Origin of the sequence: Psychrobacter sp. ASPA161_9, assembly GCF_051970275.1 — a bacterium.
Lineage (GTDB): Bacteria > Pseudomonadota > Gammaproteobacteria > Pseudomonadales > Moraxellaceae > Psychrobacter.
Map to the genome: position 1 here is coordinate 77,397 of NZ_JBEFNI010000007.1, position 14,873 is coordinate 92,269.

The following is a 14,873-nucleotide window of genomic DNA, read 5'->3' on the forward strand; positions in this document are numbered from 1 at the left end:
GTATTTGTAATTGTCCGTGGTTTTCATGACAGCTTTGAGCTAAACTGACGGGATTCTTAACCTAATATCTACCTCTTTTATGGTCAAACGCCAGTTGTGTTTTGATCTGCCATAATAAATAACAATAGATGACTATTATGAGTAATTTTGCGAGCAGCTTTGTTAACTTTGAAATCCCAGATTGGTTTGACAGTCAGCATTTAATTGGAATGCTCCGTGGTATCGAAAAAGAAGGTCTACGAATCAAAACTGATGGTTATCTGACCCAAACACCACATCCAGAAAAGCTTGGGTCAAAGCTGACACATCCTTTTATTACTACAGATTATTCAGAAAGCCTACTTGAGCTCATCACTGATCCCAAAGATACACCCAAAGACACGCTCTCAATGTTGCGCCAATTACATGTGCTAGTTTATCAAGCATTGGCTAAAGACGAGCTAATGTGGCCATTATCTATGCCATGCATGCTCTCGTCTGATGATGAAGATATTCCTTTGGCAGATTATGGTAGCTCTAACACTGGCCAACTTAAAACGTTATATCGTAGTGGTCTTGGTGTGCGTTATGGTCGCCGTATGCAGACCATTGCTGGCTTGCATTATAACTTGTCATTCGGTGATGGACTATTTGAAAACTGGCAGGCACAAACGCCCGAAGCAAGTAATCAAACGCTGACAGAGTTCAAAAACGATAAATATCTAGGCCTGATCCGTAATTTTAAACGCCTAACCAGCATTGTTCTTTATCTGCTAGGTGCAAGTCCAAATGTTTGTCCTTGTTTTTTGGCAGGACGTGAGCATGACTTGATTCTACAAAATAATTCAACTTACTATAAGCCTACCGCAACCAGCTTACGTATGGGCAAACTTGGCTATACCAATAGTGTGCAAGAGCATCTCGATATTCGCTACAATGATTTACCTGAATACATTTCGGGGCTGCGCCGTGCCATCCAAACACCGCATGAGAGCTTCAAAAAATTGGGCTTAAACGATGCTGATGGCAATCCAATTCAGATTAATGATCATATTCTACAAATAGAAAATGAATATTATAGTCCTATTCGTCCAAAACAAATTGCTAACCGTGGTGAGACACCGACTGAGGCTTTAGAGCGTCGTGGTATCGCTTATGTTGAATTCCGCGCGATTGATCTTGACCCTTATAGCGATGTCGGTATTCGCCTGTCTAGTGCTTGCTTCTTAGAAATCATGGCATTATATTGTCTGCTTAACGAGTCACCTGATTTAATGCCTGATGAAGAAGATGAGCTAGCAATTAACATTGAACGCGTGGTCAATGAAGGTCGCCGTGACAACCTCCATATCGTCAATGATGGTGTAGAAGTACCATTAGAAAGCTGGATGCTTGAGCATTTAAACAACATGTTACCGTTAGCAGCCCTCTTTGATGCCCATTATGGTGGCAACGACTATCGTGCCGCATTAGCGCTTATGCAAGGCAAAGCTGGTCACTCTGAATCGACTATCTCAGCTCAGGTCAACGCTGATAGTGAGCGTTTGGGTAGCATGTGGCAGCTAGGCTTCACTTTAGCACAGCAGCATCGTGACTCTTTATTGCAGCAAACTCTAAGTCCTAACGCACAAGCTAAATATGAAGTACTTGCCGAAAAATCAGTGTTACAACAAGCTGAAATCGAAGAAGCTGAGACTGAAGACTTTATGGAGTTTTTACAGCAGTACCGCTAGCAAATGGCTAACGACTGTTGATATTTAACCTTTATAGATAAACCATTCCATAAGAGTACGTACCTGATGCAAAGACTGACCAATTATCGTAGTTTACAAGTGTTGTTGGTTATTATGACCGTGCTCGGCATGAGTTATGCAATATTCTTTTTACAGCGTTATATGGGATTAATGCCTTGTCCACTATGTATATTTCAGCGTATCGGATTAATGGTAATGGGCGGATTCGCCTTAATCGCTGCGTTAGTGAACCCCAAGTCAATCGCTCTTAAAATATTACTGTGGGTTGGTAGTTTGGCGGGCATTGGCTGGGCAACAGTCGTGGCGGCGCGTCATGTTTGGCTTCAGCATTTACCTGCTGATCAAGTACCTTCATGTGGCCCAGGCTTAGACTATTGGCTCGATACTTTACCTATTTTACAAGTGTTTAAAGAAGTCTTTGCAGGCTCTGGAGAATGTGCCTCCGTTTCTTGGCGTTTTTTGGGCCTTAGCATTCCTGAGCAGTCATTGATATTCTTTAGTGTATTGCTCCTGATACATGGACTAATATTGTGGCGTATTTTGCGTCCTGTTTTAACTATTCGTTAATAATGCTAGATAAAATTTATAATTACTTAAATAATTGCTTCAACGATAAACTACCTATGTCATGACATGCGTTTTATTATAATTTTGCTTATATCTTTTGACCTATAATCTTCTAACTTATTAGCAGTTATTTATTTTAAGTAGCTGCTAAATATCTCTCATTTACACCTCTGTTATATCTCAAATTTCATATACCACCTTTGTATTATCTATACTCTTTTTGAGCTAAAACCTATCTTTTGTTAGGTATAATTTATATCAATTATTTGATTAAAAATCACTCTCATCTAAACTTACTCGTCTATAACAAAAACTCTACATAAGAGCAATGATCGTTTGTTATGGTGTGCACCGTTCATCCTCTTATATAGCCGTTCATTCTTTGTATCTAATTATTATTAATTAAGTTTTCTCTAAAAGTAGTATTTACTTTGGATAAGTGGTTAGTTAATTGGTATTAAGATGCAAAGAATGATAAATGTAAGTATTGAAAGGCGTTGACGTTTTTACAACGTTCTCCTTCTGTATTAACGCTACTATTAGTATGGATATTTGTTAATGCTTTATAAGCCCTATTTTTGTTTACAAGACGCTTGCTTGTTTTTGGTATAATGATGAAATACTTCGCACCTACTATCCCTGCTAAAACCTCTCCTATCAAGCGCTTTGGTAGTCTGTTATTGACGCTGACTTTTAGTATTATTCTGATTAGTTGTGACCGTCAATCAACCACGACGTCTGTTGCTCATAATCCAACTATGAAGCAATCGTTGACTGATAGTAAAGTGCATAATAACCAATATGATTCTGCACAGATGAATGATGATAGCCTTGCTGTAGCAGACGATGTCGCTAGTGAAGGTGAGTCGTTGATTGCAGCAGCCAAGCCTGATGATAACTTACAGACCCGCCGCGCGCCGATGATTTCAGACCTCAGCGCAGGTAGTGAGTTACAGGCAACGCTAATCGGTGATTATGTAGGAATTTTGCCCTGCCCTTTTTGTGACAGTGTTTCAGTTACGCTAAACTTGTTTGCTGATGGTTCAGTACTAAAGACCAGCATTTATGAGAATCCAAAGACACCTAAAGTACCACTCGTTGAGTCGGGTGTTTATCGTCAAGACAATACAATGATTACCATTGTCTATCAGAACGAAAGTATTGAAAGTTATACTATCCAAGACAATCATCTTGTAATGATGAATGATGACAATACCTTAAATGCTGACCTTACCTTATCGCGTAAATAACCAATAATGTATGATATAAGCCCAATTTTATTTTTATAAATGCATGAGAAATAACTTCTATTAAAGTCCTTTAAGTATATTGTTTACGCCTACCTTGTTAGGCGTTTTTTATTGGTTATCTATTAGTGTTTACTTTACAATGAGCGCTGATAGCGTAAATAAGAATGTTGGTAGCCGTTAAATATCTGCTACTTTCTATTCACTAACCTTTTCGTTCTCGTCTGTATTACTTCATTCAACTTCTTATTTATCATAGCGTGGAACATCTATGCACATTCATATTCTTGGTATTTGTGGCACTTTTATGGGCTCGTTAGCCTTATTAGCGCGAGAGCTTGGACATAAGGTCACAGGCTCAGATGCTAGTGTTTATCCTCCTATGTCCACTCAGCTTGAAAGCGCTGGTGTCATAATTCAAGAAGGTTATCTTGTGGAGCATTTGCAACCAACGCCTGATTTGGTAGTGGTGGGCAACGCCATGAAGCGCGGTATGGATGTCATTGAGTATATGCTTAATCAAGGTATGAGATACACCTCAGGGCCGCAGTTCCTCTCTGAAGAGGTTTTGCAGTCACGTCATGTATTAGCAGTGGCCGGTACTCATGGCAAGACAACGACGACGACTATGTTGGCATGGATATTACACTACGCTGGTATTGATACTGGGTTTTTGATTGGTGGTGTGCCATTAGTGGATACTAAGGATGAGCGTTTGCAAAGCGTGTTTGCACATAGCAGTTATTTAGGTGCAGACGTTACACGTAACGAAAAATCAAACTCTACAACGAATGACGGCACAACATCATCAACATCGGGTTATTTTGTGATAGAAGCTGATGAGTATGATTCTGCATTTTTTGATAAACGCTCAAAGTTCGTCCATTATCGTCCGCGCACTGCTATTTTAAACAATCTTGAGTTCGATCATGCTGATATTTTTGCTGACCTAAACGCTATTCAGACTCAGTTCCATCATATGGTGCGCATGATTCCAAGCACTGGCAAAATCATTATGCCAACAGCAACTACTAGTTTAGAAGACACGCTAGCTAAAGGGGTATGGACTCCTGTTTGGCGTACCGCAGTGACAGACGAGAAGTTGACGAACAGACAAGAGGCTGATACAGAAAGTATGAAGCACGAGGCGACTACTTGCGACTGGCAAGCCGCATTGATTACAGAGGATGGTAGTCAGTTCAAAGTAAGCTTTAAGGCAGACCCATCAGCGACTGCCATCGTCGATTGGACAATGAGCGGCATGCACAATGTCAACAACGCTCTGGTTGCAGTAGCAGCAGCTTACAATGTTGGGGTAGATGTCACTACTGCATGTGCAGCGCTATCCGCTTTTGCTGGTATTAAGCGTCGAATGGAGCTAATCGGTGATATTAATAACATCTTAGTCTTCGATGATTTTGCTCATCATCCTACTGCGATTATGACCACTTTAGATGGTGCCAAAAAGAAGCTGGCTGGCAGACGTTTATGGGCAGTTATTGAGCCACGTAGCAATACTATGAAAATGGGCATTCACCAAGACAGTCTAGCCCAATCAGCGGTACTAGCAGATCATACACTTTGGTATGAACCAGCTGGTCTTGAGTGGGGATTAAAAGAAGTCATCGATCGTGTTGAGCATAATGGCAAACAGCAAGTTGTATGCAGTGTAGAAGCTATTATTGATCATATTACGACGCACGCACGAGCAGGCGATGCAGTCATTATTATGTCTAATGGTGGCTTTGAAGGTATTCATGAACGCTTATTGACAGCACTACGCGCATTGACCGCTCAAACTTAAGGCGTTTCACTACTTATCTACTATTCGCGTAGATTATCGATACCATGTATATAACTTATTAAATAAAATAGCGCTATTCTTGTCATAAAGGATAGCGCTATTTTATGCTTAGTGCCTAATGTCAACTCAGAACTGTACATTTTCTAACCAAGAGTAAAATACTGAATAACGTCTCTTCATTATCACTCTGATTACCTTTGTAACCTTTCATTTACCAATTTCTTCTGCAAGATAGCAATTTGTCGTTTTTTCTCACATAGCCCCTACACTGGTAACACTTTATGCTTACTTTTCACAACTATGAGTGTTTACAATATTGCTATCAACATTAGAAAGACCTTAAGAGAAATATCTTAAGCAATAATATTAATAGAAAGATTTTATCAATTGTAATAAATTAGGAGAATAACAATGAGCTTTATTTGGATGATTATTGTAGGTTTGGTTGCAGGTTTATTGGCGCGCGCTATTAAGCCTGGTAATGACCCTATGGGCTGGATTATGACTATCGTATTAGGTATCGTTGGTGCGATGCTTGGTGGTTTTGTCGCTGGTCTTATCGGTATTAACGCCGATGGTGGATTCACCGGTCTATTATTCTCAGTAATTGGCGCAATCATATTATTGTTCCTATATGAGATGATTATGAACAAACGCCGCGTATAGTCATTTTATATATCTCGATAAAGAAGACTTTACATCATGTAAGGTCTTTTTTTATTTTTAGTCTTGGTGCTATATATTTCTTGGAAGTGTTCTAGATAAGCGAAATGTGACACTGTAGTCTACGAATTTGCACGGTTATGCATTGATTATTGTTACTTTTGCCCTCATTTAACTTATAATAAACCGCCCATTCTACCCGCTATTATCGAGGTGCTCCGTCATGGCATTACTCCCTATTTTAAGCTATCCTGATCCGCGCTTGCGTACGATTGCTAAGCCAGTTAAAGAAGTCAATGATGAGATTAAAACCTTAATCACTGACATGATCGAGACCATGTACGATGCGGACGGAATCGGGTTAGCAGCTTCACAAGTTGACCAGCATATTCAGTTGATTGTCATGGACTTGTCTGAAAATAAAGACACCCCTATGGTGTTTATTAATCCAAAAGTAACACCGCTGGTAGAAGAAAAACAGCCGTATGAAGAAGGCTGTCTGTCTGTTCCTGATGTCTACGACAAAGTTGAGCGTCCTAATAAAGTACGTATCGAAGCAATGGATCAAGATGGCCAAGCCATCGATAAAGAAGTTGAAGGTTTATTGGCTGTCTGCATTCAGCATGAGATGGATCATCTCAACGGTGTCATCTTTGTAGATTATTTATCAAAATTAAAACAGACTCGCGCACGTGATAAAGTTCGTAAAGTACTCAAAATACGTGAAAAGCAAGGCGAGAAACAAGCGGATAAAGAGACGCAGCCAACCAACGCTTAATTTTTTATTTTTTACGTTACTTTTATTCAAAGGCTATTTAGCATTTATAGTCTAGGTAATCTATTGTTTCTATTAAGGGCTTCTTATCATGACCATGATTAAAATTGACCAATATTTTGACTCTACTGGCTGGAAAAAGTTCACTAAAGCTGCTGAAGGTCGTGAGACACCCTTATTAGTAGTTGATTTAAGTCGTATCAAAACTAAATACGCTGAAATGGCTAACTTATTTCCTACTGCTAAAATTCATTATGCAATGAAAGCCAGTCCTGCTGTGGAAGTGATCAACTTATTGGCTGATCTTGGCTCAAACTTCGATTGTGCCTCAGTCTACGAGCTCGATCGTGTCCTTGACTGCGGTGTCGATGCGTCGCGTATCTCTTACGGTAATACGATCAAAAAAGCTGAACACGTCAAATACGCTTATGATAAAGGCGTACAGCTTTATGCTACTGATTCAGAAGCTGACTTAAAGAACATCGCCAAGCAGGCGCCAGGCTCTAAAGTGTTTGTGCGTATCTTGGTACAAGGTTCAGATACTGCTGAATGGCCATTATCACGTAAGTTCGGTTGCCATCCTAATATGGCGATTGATTTATTGATTCAGGCGCGTGATTTGGGCTTAGTACCTTATGGCATCTCCTTCCATGTAGGTAGCCAGCAAAAAGACGTAGCCGCGTGGGATGATGCACTTGCCAAAGTCAAATATATGTTTGACTGGATGAAAAACGAAGAAGGCATTAAGCTGCAAATGATTAATTTAGGTGGCGGGTTTCCAGCCAACTACATCAGTGAAGTGAATCCAGTACAGGTTTATGCTGAAGAGATTAATAGCTATCTAAACGATGATTATAGTGCTGAAGATATGCCTGAGATTATCCTTGAGCCTGGGCGCTCGTTGGTTGGTGGTTCAGGCGTCCTAGTCAGTGATGTGGTATTGATTTCACGTAAGTCGCATACTGATCTGACCCGCTGGGTATATACCGATGTAGGCCTGTTTCAAGGTTTGATAGAAACCTTAGGTGAAGCGATTAAATATCCAGTCTATACACCGAAAATGGAAACGTCGACCAGCGAAGGGACAGTAGTGCTGGCCGGTCCAACGTGTGATTCGACCGATATCATGTATGAAGAAGCAGGTTATCAATTGCCAGAAGAGCTGGAAATTGGTGATAAGATCTACTGGCTGACCACTGGCGCTTATACCAACTCTTACTCATCTATCGAGTTTAATGGCTTTCCTCCGTTAGAAGTGGTCTATATTGATTAAATTTTCTGTTGATTACATCTTGTGTTAGCTAACAACATAAATTAGCAGATAAGTAAGTGATAAAATAAAAGCGCGGTACTGTAATTAGCAGTACCGCGCTTTTTTGTGTCATTTAAAATTGAAATAAACTACTGTACTAAAAGCGAAATAGGCGCACTGTTGCTGCTGTTACTATTGCGACTATTACCATAACTTGAGCTTTGATTTTGACTACTTTGCGTGATTTGTCCGATGTCGACCCATTGTCCACGTGGCACAATAATGGTGCTGTTGAGACCTTGACGTTTAACAGCGTTACTTCCGTTATAGATGTTCTGGTTCTGATTATGAAAGCTTTGATTATTAGAGTTATTAGCAATTACCAGTTTCTCTTCAGTTTGAGACAGATTAACTTCCACTTGACCGTTTGGCAATAATCTTGGGGTGACTTGAATGCCTTGAGTGGTTGGTAACAACATTTGCTGCTGAATAACAATCTGCCCCGCTGGGCGATTGTAGGTAGGATAAATATTCGCCTGATAACTTTGCGTTAGCGAATAGAGCGTGCCTGTACTGATGCTTGCCGCGCTACCTGACAGTGTCTGTACTTGATACATACTATTATTCTGCTGCTGACTATCACGCTGATTAATGATTGCTGCACCTTGGATACTGCGGTTAGAAATAATAACCCGACCTTGCTGAATACTGCTTTGGCTAGTGGCATTATTACCAACACGCACCGCAACCGTCAGTGCTTGCGGTTGACCATCAATCTGCGTTAGTAATTGTTGTACCGCTTGATAATTGGTAGCCGTCGTTCGTAATACCAATTTATCTTGATAGGTCGCAACCGTTCCACCATCAGTGCTGGTACCCAGTTGCTGGCGTACAGCAGGCAGTAACGCTTCACCGCCGTAAGTATGAATAACGTAGGTTTGATAAGGTGCTGCTTGCACTACTATTGGCAATACACCCAAACTTAGAGCAAGGATTATGTTGCGTGCGTAAAGAACAATATCATTGATAATGAACTTTAAATTATCGTTATTTATGCGCACATTCAGCTCCTTATTATCCGTAGCACCTATCTATCTGATTTATCCTATAACATTAATGATAGCTACTGATAACTAGTCATTTAAACCCAACACATCCTGCATATTATATTGCCCAGCTTTTTGCTGAATAATCCAAGTAGCCGCACGTACTGCTCCAGCGGCAAAGGTCATGCGCGCGCGTGCACGATGGGTAATTTCAACGACTTCACCATCCGCGATAAACATCACAGTATGATCACCGACTATTTCACCGCCGCGAATAGCATGAATGCCGATTGTGCCCGCTTCACGTGCACCCGTCTGGCCTTCACGACCATATACGACCACGTCTTTTAGATTCTGTCCGCGTGCTTCTGCGACTGCCTCTGCCATCATATAAGCCGTGCCCGACGGTGCGTCAATCTTATGCTTATGATGCGCTTCGATAATTTCAACATCCGCATCTGTGCCGAATGCTTTTGCTGCCATATTCAACAGCTTCAATGACAAGTTAACACCAGTAGAATAGTTACCAGCGTAAACAATAGCAGTATGCTTACTGGCTTCGGTCAGCACTTGCTCTTGCTGTGTGCTAAAGCCGGTAGTGCCAATGACCATCGCTACCTTATACTCAGCACAAGTTTGCATGTTTTGTTCAGTGGCATCCGGTAAGCTAAAGTCTATTAGGACGTCTATGTCATCAATTACAGCAGTTAGGTCATCCACAATTTTTATATTTAAACGTCCTATAGCCGCTACTTCGCCCGCATCAGCACCAACTAGGCTTGAGCCTTGACGCTCAATAGCGGCGCTTAATGTCGTTTGCGGATTGTCCTGCACTGCTTCGATTAGCATACGCCCCATACGACCGCCAGCCCCGATAACACCGACATTGATAAGTTGTGTACTTACTTGTTTAGTCATATTTTTTCCTAAAGTCTTATGATTTAATACGGTTATTTTTGAGGTTATATATAGCCTATACTAAATATCATAGCATGAATTATTTTTTATACAGCCACTAAAAAGCCCAATAGTTTCACGTGAAACTATTGGGCTAAAATAATCAAATCGATTATCAAGTCAAACTATCAGTTGAACAATCTATCAGTCGAACAATTCGCCAATTTTCTTAAAGAATGACTTTTTATGTGGCGACTGTTGATGTTTGCTATCACCATCGAGTGTATCTTGGAACTGACGTAACAAGTCTTTTTGTTCACGAGTTAAGTTCACTGGCGTCTCAATAACGACACGGCAAATCAAATCACCTTTCATCGTCGTACGTACTGGCGTGACGCCTTTTCCACGCACACGCAATAATTTGCCACTTTGCGTACCTTCTGCGACTTTAATTTTTACTTTGCCATCTAAGGTTGGAATTTCGACTTCTTTACCCAGTGCTGCATCGGTAATGCTAACAGGCACATCCATATAGAGATCCGCACCTTGACGAGTAAATACATTGTGCGGTTTGACTCGAACTTCAACATATAAGTCGCCATTTTGCACACCTGCTCCGCCCGCTTCACCTTCACCAGCCAGACGTACACGATCGCCGTCATCAACCCCAGCTGGGATAGAAACTTCTAGCGTGCGTGACTTATCTTTTACCCCGTCGCCATGACAATCAGGGCATGGGTTTTTGATTTGTTTACCTGTACCACCACAATGCGGGCAAGCTTGCTGCACAGCAAAGAAGCCTTGCTGCATACGAACCTGACCTTGACCATGACAGGTCTGACAAGTAACTACATCAGAGGCATCTTTTGCGCCTTTACCATCACAAGTATCACAAGGCGCAGGTGCGGTAAAGCTAATCTCTTTTTTGCAACCGCGTACTGCTTCTTCTAATGTCAGCTCGATTACATAACGTAAGTCAGAACCACGACGCGAACGTCCACCGCCGCCACCGCGCGACTGACCAAAGATATCACCAAAGTTACCAAAGATATCACCGAAGATATCTTGGAAGTTGCCCGCGCCTGCACCACCAAAGCCGCCACCGCCCATTCCATTTTCGAAGGCTGCATGGCCCATACGGTCATAGGCTGAGCGCTTATCTTCATCGCTAAGCACTTCGTAAGCCATTGACGCTTCTTTGAATTTATCTTCAGCATCAGGGTCGTCAGAATTGCGGTCGGGATGATATTTCATCGCCAGCTTGCGGTATGAACGTTTGATCTCTTTACTGTCTGCAGTCTTACTAACGCCTAATATTTCATAAAAATCGCGCTTACTCATGGGCTCTCCTCTCGTCATCACAGTAACGCCAACTGGCAATCTCATTTTTTAGCTCATTGATTTTTACGACTGAAAACACGCAGATGTTTCACATGAAACATAGGGTGTATGAGCGTGAAAATACGAGAAGCATATGAAGATTGCGAGCTAAAACGGCGAGATGCTGTTTAACCAAATCAATTAATATAAGTTTGCGCTATTAATGGAGACCTTAAATTGATTTATCAAGCTCCTAAATCATTAAATTCTTAATTAGTCTATTAAAGTTTATAAAAAATATGAAAAGCTCCTAGCGATAATTTACATGGGTATGGAGTGAAATGAGTAGCTTGATAATATGCTATCTATAATAGCTATTATCAGTAAGGAATCTAATAACTATTATAAATCGTTGCTAGCCCAGCAAATCTACGTAACATTTTCATACCTTTATTAGTTAGAGTCATGCTAGTATTTATCGCCATATTGATTGTATTAAGTCCGCGATAAGGTCACCCAAATTATGAAAAAGCTAATGACATTGCTGATGTTATTGTTGGTCATTGCAGTAGCTATTTATGCTGGTTCGCCTTATTACAGTGCGTATCAGCTTAAGAAGGCCTATGATGCCAAAGACGGTGCCACTATCGCTGCTGCTATCAATTACGAGCAAGTACGACCGAGTATGAAGACCCAATTGACCAGCAGGTTTGCCAATACGATGGAGCAATATCCGCTAGTTGCAGAGCTTGGTGGAGAGCCTCTTGCGAAAGCTGCTAATAGCTTTACGGTGCAGGCGGTAGATAGGGCTGTGACTCCAGAAAATATCGAAAAACTTATCAATACTCAGGGTCAGGCTAATACGGCTACCAAAGAGCTTGCGGCTGCTTGGGCAATATCCAGCAATCAAGTCGACCTCAAAAACCTAATTCAAGATTTGATTATTCATCGCGGTGATGTCGATGCGGTAGTCAAACAACAAGTTCAGCAAATGATGAGTCAGCAAGCTGCCCAGTTAGAGCAGCAAGCAACCCAAGGGACCGATAGTGACAAGCCAAAATTAAGCTATTGCGGTATCAATTGCTTTACCATTAGCGGTCAAGTCAAAGGCTATCCTATTACTATAGAGATGCAACGTGAAGGCTTCATTGAGTGGAAAATCGTTGATGTAGTCTTGCCATAAACGATATAGTCCTGCCGTAAGCTTCGATTAACAAGACATTTTAATTAAAAATACATCATAAAAAACCGCCCTATGAGCTATGTTCATAGGGCGGTTTTTTATTGCCGATCTTCTTTAAGAAGAATGACACAGCTAGTTACTTCACTCCCAAGAACTCTAAAAACTCAGGGCTCTCAAAACTCGCTTGGTATAGCACTCCATCATCGCGGTAAATAGCAGGTGTGGCCATGACAGCCAGTCCAGCCGCCTTTTCACGATTCGGTGTCACATGATCTGTACTACAGTTAGCTGATGCAGGTGTCATCTCACCCGCTAACATTGCTTTATCAAACGCTTTGCGACGACTGCTATCATCTGCTTGACACCAAATACCACGCATTTGCGCTGGTGACTGCTCATATATCGGATAGCCGATGATTTTCACTGTCACGCCTTTTGCATTGAGCATCGGTAGTTGTTTATGCAGTCTGCGACAATAAGGACAGTTGACGTCGTCGGCCACATAGATAACGGCTCTCTCAGCGCTAGTTGCCGGATAGGTTATTAATTGTTTCTCATCTAAGGTTTTAAATACGGACTGGTTTTTGCGTTTTTCAAACTCTTCATCCAGCCCCATGAACTGACCGTTTTCAATGACTGATATCTCGCCATCTGTAATATATTGCGCGTCATCCGATAATAAAAACGGTACACCCTCTAATGTTGCACCCCAAAGCACGCCCGGTACAGCTGTATAAAAGAACGGTGTTTTGGCGCTCATGTTTTTAAGCTCGCTCATATTGGCAAGTACAGCAGATTTGACTGCAGCGCTTACTGGCATACCCGCTTGCGCACTATTGCTACGCGCTAGGGTTTTAGTCACGACACGCTTGCTTGGGTTCTTTTGTAGCTCGCCTTGGATAACGTATTCGCCATCAGCAGTAATATGTAGTGGCAGTTGGCCAGCGAGATCAACTTGATACATATTAGGTAAGTTAGATGGCGTAATAGAAGTGATTTGCGTCTTGATACCAGCTTGGGTCAGTACTTGGCGTAGCTGACTATCAACAGCTGCATTAACATCTCCAGCTGTTGACGTATTCTGTGCATTTTGGCTAGTGTTTTGGCTGGCACTTTTGCTTACGGAGTTAGAAACGGATGGCTCGGCGCAAGCGGTCGTCGCTAATAACATGGCACTAATTAGACTGGAGAATTTAAATACAGGTTGTTTCACAAGCGTTGTCCTATCAAAATGAATAGTAGATTACTGAGATAAAGCTCTTATCAATGGAGTTCTTAAAGCAAATTATGGAACAATAACGACTACGATATTGAAATAAAGGGGCTGGAATAATCTAATGTAGCTACATCATCTAAAACAGCGACATTATTAGAGACATTTTTTGAAACATAAAACAGAAACATTATGCAAAAAAGTAGATTAAGTAAGCTACTGAGACTGTAGCACATTGGCGGGTTTTGATAAGAGCTAGGCGATTTATTTTGCAAAACTGCTACTCAGCTTTAAGAGACAGGCAACATCAGCAAGCAGTCCACCGATACGGTGTCTGCTGCCAATAGATATTTTGGATAATTGATTTTTTGCGCCTTGGTTTTTTGGAAGAATATTACGAAGTTAACTTTGGTGAAGTCAGCTGATAAATAAGCTTAAGGCATCGCCACTCTTAGAATTTTGCGACTTCTTCCTCTGTTAAAAAGCGACTGTCACCTTTATCCAAACCTTCTAAAGTGATATGACCGATACTAGCGCGATGTAGCTCAGTGACTCTATTACCGAAGTAGCCCATCATGCGTTTAACTTGATGGTATTTACCTTGCTCTAACGTCAGACGTGCGTGAGTCTCGTCGATAAACTCAAGGATAGCAGGTTTGGTTTCTTCATGGTCGCCATCGAGCAAGATGCCTTCACTGACTTCCTTCACTGCATTGGCCTGCGCGTCACTATCCATTGGCTCAGCCAAAGTCAGCTCATAGACTTTTGCGTGCTCATGCTTAGGACTGGTGACACGGTGTAGCCAGCCGCCATCATCACTAATGAGTAATGCACCAGTGGTATCGACATCGAGGCGTCCAGCAATACGCAGGCTACCCAATTCTGGCACTGCAATTAGCTCGGTGACGATAGGATATTCTTTTACTTTGAGCGTACATTCAAAGCCTTCTGGCTTATGCAATAAAATATAACGATTGCCAGCAGCGACCGATAGCGACTCGCCTGCCCATAGGACTTCATCATTGACGATATCGACATGTACACCAGGGTCTTTAATGACTTCATCGTTTACAGTGACTTCGCCTGCGTGCAAGATTCTTTTGGACTCTTTACGCGACAGTTCAGTGGCTTTACTAATAAATTTATCTAAACGCATGCTATTTGCTACCATCA

At 41.5% G+C, this 14,873-nt stretch carries 13 protein-coding genes; 8 read left to right on the top strand and 5 right to left on the bottom strand.

Annotated elements, in window-relative coordinates:
• Positions 1-137 precede the first annotated feature (137 nt).
• The 7 genes from gshA to ACTQ9S_RS09385 all read left to right on the top strand — a co-directional run bounded on the left by gshA (position 138) and on the right by ACTQ9S_RS09385 (position 8,062).
• The gene (gene gshA / locus ACTQ9S_RS09355; RefSeq protein WP_440454779.1) at positions 138-1,712 is read left to right on the top strand and encodes a glutamate--cysteine ligase; all 1,575 of its coding nucleotides are present in this window, start codon (positions 138-140) and stop codon (positions 1,710-1,712) included.
• A 66-nt stretch (positions 1,713-1,778) separates the two neighbouring features.
• Positions 1,779-2,300, top strand: coding sequence for a disulfide bond formation protein B (locus tag ACTQ9S_RS09360; protein WP_440454780.1), 522 nt, complete (start codon positions 1,779-1,781; stop codon positions 2,298-2,300).
• A gap of 614 nt (positions 2,301-2,914) precedes the next feature.
• Positions 2,915-3,550: a copper resistance protein NlpE N-terminal domain-containing protein gene (locus ACTQ9S_RS09365; RefSeq protein ID WP_440454781.1), complete on the top strand. Its 636-nt coding sequence runs from the start codon at positions 2,915-2,917 to the stop codon at positions 3,548-3,550.
• 268 nt (positions 3,551-3,818) lie between these two features.
• A complete protein-coding gene (gene mpl / locus ACTQ9S_RS09370) occupies positions 3,819-5,351 on the top strand; it encodes a UDP-N-acetylmuramate:L-alanyl-gamma-D-glutamyl-meso-diaminopimelate ligase (protein ID WP_440454782.1) in 1,533 nt (510 codons plus the stop codon).
• 411 nt (positions 5,352-5,762) lie between these two features.
• Positions 5,763-6,017 carry a GlsB/YeaQ/YmgE family stress response membrane protein gene (locus ACTQ9S_RS09375; RefSeq protein ID WP_440454783.1) on the top strand — a complete coding sequence of 85 codons (255 nt, stop codon included), beginning with the start codon at positions 5,763-5,765 and terminating at the stop codon, positions 6,015-6,017.
• Positions 6,018-6,237: 220 nt separating this feature from the next.
• Positions 6,238-6,792: a peptide deformylase gene (gene def / locus ACTQ9S_RS09380; RefSeq protein WP_440454784.1), complete on the top strand. Its 555-nt coding sequence runs from the start codon at positions 6,238-6,240 to the stop codon at positions 6,790-6,792.
• Between the two features lie 94 nt (positions 6,793-6,886).
• Complete coding sequence (locus tag ACTQ9S_RS09385) at positions 6,887-8,062, top strand: type III PLP-dependent enzyme (RefSeq protein WP_440454858.1); 1,176 nt, start codon at positions 6,887-6,889, stop codon at positions 8,060-8,062.
• A gap of 128 nt (positions 8,063-8,190) precedes the next feature.
• Here ACTQ9S_RS09385 and ACTQ9S_RS09390 read toward each other — a convergent pair whose 3' ends face one another.
• From ACTQ9S_RS09390 to dnaJ, 3 genes are all read right to left on the bottom strand, one after another.
• A complete protein-coding gene (locus ACTQ9S_RS09390) occupies positions 8,191-9,102 on the bottom strand; it encodes a hypothetical protein (protein ID WP_440454785.1) in 912 nt (303 codons plus the stop codon).
• 72 nt (positions 9,103-9,174) lie between these two features.
• On the bottom strand, positions 9,175-10,005 hold the full coding sequence (gene dapB / locus ACTQ9S_RS09395; protein ID WP_440454786.1) for a 4-hydroxy-tetrahydrodipicolinate reductase: 831 nt from the start codon (positions 10,003-10,005) through the stop codon (positions 9,175-9,177).
• Positions 10,006-10,188: 183 nt separating this feature from the next.
• On the bottom strand, positions 10,189-11,325 hold the full coding sequence (gene dnaJ, locus ACTQ9S_RS09400) for a molecular chaperone DnaJ (protein WP_068033607.1): 1,137 nt from the start codon (positions 11,323-11,325) through the stop codon (positions 10,189-10,191).
• Between the two features lie 502 nt (positions 11,326-11,827).
• On the opposite strand from dnaJ, the gene ACTQ9S_RS09405 reads away from it, so the two are divergent.
• A complete protein-coding gene (locus ACTQ9S_RS09405) occupies positions 11,828-12,487 on the top strand; it encodes a DUF2939 domain-containing protein (RefSeq protein ID WP_440454787.1) in 660 nt (219 codons plus the stop codon).
• A 136-nt stretch (positions 12,488-12,623) separates the two neighbouring features.
• On the opposite strand, the gene ACTQ9S_RS09410 is transcribed toward ACTQ9S_RS09405, so the two are convergent.
• A complete protein-coding gene (locus tag ACTQ9S_RS09410; RefSeq protein ID WP_440454788.1) occupies positions 12,624-13,700 on the bottom strand; it encodes a disulfide isomerase DsbC N-terminal domain-containing protein in 1,077 nt (358 codons plus the stop codon).
• Positions 13,701-14,151: 451 nt separating this feature from the next.
• Entirely contained in the window at positions 14,152-14,856 is a 705-nt protein-coding gene (locus ACTQ9S_RS09415) for a pseudouridine synthase (RefSeq protein WP_068033601.1), read from the bottom strand.
• Positions 14,857-14,873: the final 17 nt, after the last annotated feature.

Excerpts from the sequence above, each read along its gene's own strand:
- gshA (WP_440454779.1), top strand. The coding sequence starts at position 138 with ATGAGTAATTTTGCGAGCAGCTTTGTTAACTTTGAAATCCCAGATTGG.
- mpl (WP_440454782.1), top strand. The coding sequence starts at position 3,819 with ATGCACATTCATATTCTTGGTATTTGTGGCACTTTTATGGGCTCGTTA.
- ACTQ9S_RS09365 (WP_440454781.1), top strand. The coding sequence starts at position 2,915 with ATGAAATACTTCGCACCTACTATCCCTGCTAAAACCTCTCCTATCAAG.
- ACTQ9S_RS09385 (WP_440454858.1), top strand. The coding sequence starts at position 6,887 with ATGATTAAAATTGACCAATATTTTGACTCTACTGGCTGGAAAAAGTTC.
- ACTQ9S_RS09360 (WP_440454780.1), top strand. The coding sequence starts at position 1,779 with ATGCAAAGACTGACCAATTATCGTAGTTTACAAGTGTTGTTGGTTATT.
- dapB (WP_440454786.1), bottom strand. The coding sequence starts at position 10,005 with ATGACTAAACAAGTAAGTACACAACTTATCAATGTCGGTGTTATCGGG.
- dnaJ (WP_068033607.1), bottom strand. The coding sequence starts at position 11,325 with ATGAGTAAGCGCGATTTTTATGAAATATTAGGCGTTAGTAAGACTGCA.
- ACTQ9S_RS09415 (WP_068033601.1), bottom strand. The coding sequence starts at position 14,856 with ATGCGTTTAGATAAATTTATTAGTAAAGCCACTGAACTGTCGCGTAAA.
- ACTQ9S_RS09375 (WP_440454783.1), top strand. The coding sequence starts at position 5,763 with ATGAGCTTTATTTGGATGATTATTGTAGGTTTGGTTGCAGGTTTATTG.
- ACTQ9S_RS09405 (WP_440454787.1), top strand. The coding sequence starts at position 11,828 with ATGAAAAAGCTAATGACATTGCTGATGTTATTGTTGGTCATTGCAGTA.
- def (WP_440454784.1), top strand. The coding sequence starts at position 6,238 with ATGGCATTACTCCCTATTTTAAGCTATCCTGATCCGCGCTTGCGTACG.